The sequence below is a fragment of the Saccharopolyspora sp. genome, from assembly GCF_017434145.1.
In the GTDB taxonomy this organism is placed as follows: Bacteria; Actinomycetota; Actinomycetes; order Mycobacteriales; family Pseudonocardiaceae; genus Saccharopolyspora_C; species Saccharopolyspora_C galaxeae.
In genome coordinates this window covers 1-6,245 of the sequence record NZ_JAFRFW010000002.1, presented here as the reverse complement: position 1 = coordinate 6,245, position 6,245 = coordinate 1, and the positions used below count along the sequence as shown (strand labels likewise).

Annotated in this window: 7 protein-coding genes; 6 read left to right on the top strand and 1 reads right to left on the bottom strand. The window is 70.7% G+C overall.

From position 1 onward, the window contains the following. The first annotated feature begins 403 nt into the window (after positions 1–403). A complete protein-coding gene (locus IJH84_RS00045) occupies positions 404–1,627 on the top strand; it encodes an AI-2E family transporter (RefSeq protein ID WP_295138644.1) in 1,224 nt (407 codons plus the stop codon). 70 nt (positions 1,628–1,697) lie between these two features. On the opposite strand, the gene IJH84_RS00040 is transcribed toward IJH84_RS00045, so the two are convergent. Continuing rightward, a complete protein-coding gene (locus IJH84_RS00040) occupies positions 1,698–2,888 on the bottom strand; it encodes a diguanylate cyclase (RefSeq protein ID WP_295138641.1) in 1,191 nt (396 codons plus the stop codon). A gap of 272 nt (positions 2,889–3,160) precedes the next feature. Here IJH84_RS00040 and macS point away from each other — a divergent pair, with 272 nt between their 5' ends. From macS to IJH84_RS00015, 5 genes are all read left to right on the top strand, one after another. Continuing rightward, positions 3,161–4,498, top strand: coding sequence for a DUF5931 domain-containing protein (gene macS / locus IJH84_RS00035; protein WP_295138638.1), 1,338 nt, complete (start codon positions 3,161–3,163; stop codon positions 4,496–4,498). Continuing rightward, the gene (locus tag IJH84_RS00030; protein ID WP_200068002.1) at positions 4,495–5,163 is read left to right on the top strand and encodes a response regulator transcription factor; all 669 of its coding nucleotides are present in this window, start codon (positions 4,495–4,497) and stop codon (positions 5,161–5,163) included. The genes macS and IJH84_RS00030 overlap by 4 nt, the downstream gene beginning before the upstream one ends. A gap of 279 nt (positions 5,164–5,442) precedes the next feature. Beyond that, positions 5,443–5,637 carry a hypothetical protein gene (locus IJH84_RS00025; RefSeq protein ID WP_200068003.1) on the top strand — a complete coding sequence of 65 codons (195 nt, stop codon included), beginning with the start codon at positions 5,443–5,445 and terminating at the stop codon, positions 5,635–5,637. Between the two features lie 123 nt (positions 5,638–5,760). After that, the gene (locus IJH84_RS00020) at positions 5,761–5,940 is read left to right on the top strand and encodes a hypothetical protein (protein ID WP_295138631.1); all 180 of its coding nucleotides are present in this window, start codon (positions 5,761–5,763) and stop codon (positions 5,938–5,940) included. Positions 5,941–6,005: 65 nt separating this feature from the next. Then, positions 6,006–6,245, top strand: a 240-nt coding sequence (locus tag IJH84_RS00015; RefSeq protein ID WP_295138628.1) for a hypothetical protein, incomplete at its 3' end; no start/stop codon positions are given.

Below are 6,245 nucleotides of genomic sequence, written 5' to 3'. Positions count from 1 at the left end.
TCGGCCGGGCCAGGCACGGTGATCTCGGGCAGGACGGGCTCCGCCGCGTGCGCCAGCCAGCCCACCGAGGTGCCCGCGGCCGTCGCGCCCGCGACGACCAGCGTCCGGGCCAGCAGCCGCCATCCGCGGCCGCCGCCCGTCCTCCGGAGGCTGTCCGACATCTGCTGTTCCGGTCCCGTGCTCGGCGTTGTCGCCCCGGGCGCCGCACTCGCTCACCCGCGAGATTGCGCCATCCGGCGGCTTGATCCGCATTGCCGACGGGAACTTTGTCAGCGCAGCGGCCGCGGAGGTACCCGGTCACCACCAACATCGCCGGATCGAGTTACAAGAAAATCTCCGCGGAAACCGCGTCAAGATCGCTCCGGGCGCCCGGGCACGCAACCGGCACGGCTACGGTTGCAGGGTGAGCGACGCGAAGATCACTCCGGCCGACGCCGCCTCCGACGTGCCGCGCGTGCTGCGGGTATCGGCAGCGGTGTCCTGGCGGATCCTGGTGGTGCTCGGCCTGTTCTACGTGCTGGGGATGGCGCTCGGCCGGCTGTACGTCGTGGTGATCCCGGTGGCCATCGCCCTGCTGCTGGCCGCGCTGCTGGCACCCGCGGTGTCCTGGGTGACGCGGCTGCGGATGCCGGAGCGGGTCAGCACCGCGGTTCCGTGGCTGGGCCGAATCCGGGTGCCGCGGGCGCTGGCGACCGAGGTCGTGCTGATCGGCGGGCTTGCGCTGGTCGGCAGCGTGCTCAGCTTCGTGATCAACGCTTTCATCAGCGGTTTTCCGGCGTTGCAGCGGCAGATCCTGCGCAGCTTCGACCAGATCCGGGGCTGGCTGCTGCAGGGGCCGCTGCACCTGCGCGAGGAGCAGATCGACCAGTACATCGGGCAGGCCGCCGGCTGGCTGCAGGAGAACCAGGCCGCGCTGACCAGCGGGGCGCTGTCCACCGCCTCCACGTTCGGCAACCTGCTCACCGGCCTGGTGCTGGCACTGTTCACGCTGATCTTCTTCCTGCACGACGGGCGGCAGGTGTGGACGTTCCTGCTGAAGCTGGTGCCGAGCGCGGCGCGGGACCGGGTGGACGTGGCCGGGGTGCGCGGGTTCGCCTCGCTGGTCGGCTACGTGCGGGCGACAGCGCTGGTCGCCGTGGCCGATGCGATCGGCATCGGGATCGGGCTGACGGCCATCGGGGTGCCGCTGGCGCTGCCGCTGTCCGCACTGGTATTCCTCGGCGGGTTCGTGCCGATCGTCGGCGCGGTGGCTTCCGGCGCGGTGGCGGTGCTGGTCGCGCTGGTGACCAGCGGCCCGGTGGACGCCCTGCTGGTGGTCGCGGTGGTGCTGGCGGTGCAGCAGCTCGAAGGCAACGTGCTGCAGCCGATGCTGCTGGGACGTGCGGTGCGGATCCACGCGCTGGCGGTGGTGCTGGCGATCAGCGCAGGCGTGGTGGTCGCGGGCATCGTGGGGGCGCTGCTGTCGGTGCCGCTGGTCGCGGTGCTGAACTCGGCGATCCGCTCGCTGGCGGCCGGGGAGACCTCGGCGTCGCTGGTGGATCCGGACGACCCGCGGCAGGCGGAGCCGGACGCGGATTCCGACGGGGAATCGGTCGCGCGGGAAACGGATTCGGACGACGCTCGGTGACCGCACGCCGGGATTCCACCGAACACGAAATCTATTCAGGAATTGTCGCCTGCGTGGTCCGGAAAGGCGGCTACGCCACGGTGACCGCATTCCGCCCCGCCGACTTCGCCTGCATCAGCGCCGCGTCCGCGGCGGCCAGCAGATCCCCGAGCTCGTAGCCGAACCGCACCGAGGTCGCCACCCCGGCGCTCACCGTCACCCCGCACAGCTCGCGCGGCTCGCCGAGGGTGTCCCGCGTGGGCACGGAAAGCGCAGCGATCGCCAATCGGATGCGGTCGGCGACCACGCGGGCCACCTCCGGTGCGGCCGTCGGCAGCAGCACCACGAACTCCTCGCCGCCGAACCTGCCGACCACGTCGTCCTTGCGGACGCTGCCGCGCAGCGTCAGCGCCACGGCCGCGAGCACCGCGTCACCGGCCATGTGCCCCACCTCGTCGTTGACCCGCTTGAAGTGGTCCAAGTCCAGCAGCAGCACCGCGGTCGGCTGCTGCCGCGCGCACGCCCGGCGCAGCTCGGCCCGGGCGAGGCGGTCCCAGTGCAGCGCATTGGCCAGCCCGGTCTTGCCGTCGCGCTGCGCCGAGCGGCGCCAGTGCGGCAGCTGCCCGGCCAGATCGAGCAACGCCAGCACCGGAGCTCCCAGCAGCGCCACGCCCGGCTCCCGCAGCACCGCCATGCCCAGCACACCGCCGAAGCACGCCGCCACGATGCCCAGCAGCACGTCGGCGGACTCGCCCAGCACTTCCGAACCGCGCGCGTCCGGGTCCCGCAGCCGCAGGCCGATGGCGACGAGCGCGGCCCGGACCAGCAACAACACGGTGCCCGCGAGCACGATCAGCACCGGATTCCACGCCGGGTCCCGCCAGCCGATCACCCACCGGGCGGCGAACACGGCCCAGACCGTCGCGGCGCTGACGAACAGCCACCGGTGCGGCTCCGGGCGCCGCTCCAGCGCGGCGTGCAGACCGGGCCCGACCAGCAGCAGGACCAGCAGATCCGGCGGCAGCGTCAGCCCGCCCGCCGCGAGGTAGGCGGTGTGCACCGTCCACGGGTCGCGCCGCACCTCGCTGCGCACCCGGATCGACACCGAGGTCGCGATGATGACCACGCCCGCGGTGGCCGCAAGCATGCTGAAGCGCAGCCATTCGCCCGGGCTCGGCGGCGAGCTGCCCAGCACCACCGGGAGCACCACGGCGAGGGCCGCGGTTTCGACCAGCAGCCCGTAGATCAAGGCGGGCGCCCGGAGCCTCGGCCACAGCGCCATGAATCCTCGCGTCTCTTCGCCACCCGCATGGACCAGGGCGATTGGTCCGTTCGCAATTCCCGATCCGCACGAATGGCGTCGTTGTCGCACAACCGATCAACGGATCGATCACTGCTCCAGAGACTCGCATAACCCGATCAAGCGGTGATAGCCGGGACGGCCTCCCATTCGATTGATCCATTCGGTGACAACAAACACCCAGCGTGTTCACCGATCGCCGGGTTACGAGATCGTCGCCGTACGGCAGGATGGGCCGCCGGGAAGGAGCAACCGTGGCCACACCGCACGCCAGCCAGCCAGCGCAACGACCGCGCGTCGCCGACGGCCGGACACCGCTGTGGCGCACGCACAACTTCTTCCGCTCCGTGGGGCTGTGCTACGCGATCCTGTGCTTCGCGATCCAGTTCCGGGACTACCGGTACCCGGCGCTGGCGGCGGCCGAACTGCTGATCATGATCGGCTGGACGGTGTTCACGGTCCGGCGGTTCCGGGTGCGCGAGCACCGCACGAACCGCCTCGTGCTGATCGACCAGGTGCTGGTCTCGGTGCTGTTCCTGAGCAACGAGCTGATCATGACCGAGCAGCAGATGACCGACGACCTGCCGTCGGTGGTGACCCTGTGGCAACCGTCGATGGTGACGCTGGCGGCGGTGCAGTGGGGTTGGCTCGGCGGCGGCGTGTCCGGCGTGCTCTCCGCGGGGATCAACTTCCTGATCCGCGGCCACTCCAACTCCGTGATGCTGCAGGAGGCCGTGCTGCTGGTCGGCACCGGAGTGCTGTTCGGGCTGGCCGCGGACACCGCGCGCCGGTCGACCGAGCGGCTCAGCCAGGCGTTGCGCGCGGAGGCGGCCACCGCCGAGCGCGAACGCCTGGCCCGGTCGATCCACGACAGCGTGCTCCAAGTGCTGGCCAGGGTGCGCAGGCGCGGCACCGAACTCGGCGGGGAAGCCGCCGAACTCGCCCAGCTCGCGGGGGAGCAGGAGATCGCGTTGCGCTCGCTGGTGGCGACCGCCCCGGTCGAACCGACCGCCGGGGGCGAGACGGACCTGGTGGCCCGGCTGCAGGTGTTGCGCAGCGGACGAGTGCAGGTATCGGTGCCCGCCACGAGCGTGCTGCTGCCGGAACCGCTGTGCTCGGACCTGTTCTCGGTGGTGCGGGAAGCATTGGAGAACGTCGAACGGCACGCGGGCTCCGAAGCGCGGGCATGGGTGCTGCTGGAGGAACTGCCGGACGAGATCGTGCTCAGCGTCCGCGACGACGGGCCCGGCATCCCCGAAGGGCGGCTCGACGAGGCCGCCGCCGAGGGGCGGATGGGCGTGGCCCAGTCGATCCGCGGTCGCGTCGCCACGCTGGACGGAACGGTCGCGCTGGACACCTCGCCGGGGGAAGGCACCGAGTGGGAGCTGCGCGTGCCGCGCCCCTCGACGACCGACGGGACCGCTGACACGGCGCCCCTGGGCGAACGGGCGAAACGCCCGGACGGGAAGATCTCCGGCAGGCGTACCGCCGCGGGCACCGGAACCGAGCAGGACGCCGCCGGGCGCCGGTCGCCGGACTCCGCGGACGAGGTTTCCGCAGCCGAGGCACGTCGCATAGGAGGAGACGGATGACCGAGCCGCAGGTCTCGGTGATGGTTGTCGACGATCACCCCATTTGGCGCGACGGCGTGTCCAGGGATCTCTCCGAACGCGGCTTCGAGGTGCGGGCCACCAGCGCGGACGCGGTCTCCGCGCTGCGCATCGCCCGTACCGTGCGCCCGGACGTGGTGCTGATGGACATCAACCTCGGCGACACCTCCGGGGTGGACGCGTCCCGGCAGATCACCCAGGAGATCCCCGGCACCCGGGTGCTGGTGCTCTCGGCCAGCGGCGAGCACAGCGACGTGCTGGAAGCGGTCAAGGCCGGTGCCTCCGGCTACCTGGTGAAGTCCGCCTCGGTGGACGAGCTGGTCGACGCGGTGCAGCGCACCGCGGCCGGGGATGCGGTGTTCAACGCGGGGCTGGCCGGGCTGGTGCTCGGCGAGTACCGGCGGATGGCCGTCACCCCCGGCGGGGAGTCGCAGGCTCCGCAGCTCAGCGACCGGGAGACCGAGGTGCTGCGGCAGGTGGCGAAGGGCCTGACCGCGCGCCAGATCGCGAACAAGCTGGTCATCTCGCACCGCACGGTGGAGAACCACGTGCAGTCCACGCTGCGCAAGCTCCAGCTGCACAACCGCGTGGAGCTGGCCCGCTACGCCATCGAGCACGGCTTGGACGCCGACGGCGAAACCGAGTGATCCGCCCAGCCCTCCGCAAGATCTTTCCCGGTTCACCCGACCCGGTCACCGAGCACGGTGGCCGGGTCGTCGCTCGTCCGGACCCGACCGGATTTCCCCCAGGTCACACCGCTTCTCACCGCCGGTGAGCAGCGCGTCGGCGCTCGTCGTCCGGGCGGGTGCCGCGGATTCGCCGTGACGCGCGCGTGACGAGTCGGTGACGGCGTGTTTGGCGTACTCGCGGCCAGCGGCAAGAGGGCCGCGGTTCGCAAGTTCGTCAACACGATGAGGAGCACGACCGTGAGCGTTTTCGAGATCTCCGAGTTGGAACTGTCCGCCGAGCTGTTGCCCGCGCGTGAGGCGCTGGGCGGGCTGAACCTGAACGTCGCCGACATCACCGCCGAGAACACCGCAGTGGCCATCAACGGTGGATTCGGCGACGCCGTGGCGACCGCCGAGCAGGACCTCGACGTCGGCCAGCACAGCGGCTGGTGAACCGTTCCCTGCACCGCAGGGGCCCGGTTCTGCACCGTTCGGTGACTCCGGGGCGGTGGTCCCGGAGCACCACCAGCGGCCAGCGGCCGCGACCGATTCCCACTTTGATTCCAGGAGCACATCGTGAACTTCGACATTTCCGCGGAAGCCTCGGCCGAGCTGCTGCCTGCGCGTGAGGCGCTGGGCGGGCTGAACCTGAACGTCGCCGACATCACCGCCGAGAACACCGCAGTGGCCCTCAACGGACCGTTCGGCGACGCCGTGGCGACCGCCGAGCAGGACCTCGACGTCGGCCAGAAGTAATCGAGTTCCCGGCCGCGTGCTGAGCACCGGCGCGCGGCCGGGTCACCACCCACCAGGAGGAGCACATGCACGAATTCGAGCTGGCCGAGCAGTCGGCCGAACTGCTGCCGCAGCGAGAGGCCACCGGCCTCGTCGACGTCACCAACGCCGTGGGCGTCAACGTCGGCGTCGCGGTCAGCATCGGCGGCGACGCCGCGGCGATTCTCGACCAAACATCCAAAAATTTCGGAGTTTTAAATAAGCATGCTATTACTGCAGATACCAGCATTAATGGAATTAGATTCATCGGAAAGATAATCATTAAC

Bases quoted from the DNA above. Each gene is read 5' to 3' on its own strand.
- IJH84_RS00040 (WP_295138641.1), bottom strand. From the start codon at position 2,888: ATGGCGCTGTGGCCGAGGCTCCGGGCGCCCGCCTTGATCTACGGGCTG.
- IJH84_RS00030 (WP_200068002.1), top strand. From the start codon at position 4,495: ATGACCGAGCCGCAGGTCTCGGTGATGGTTGTCGACGATCACCCCATT.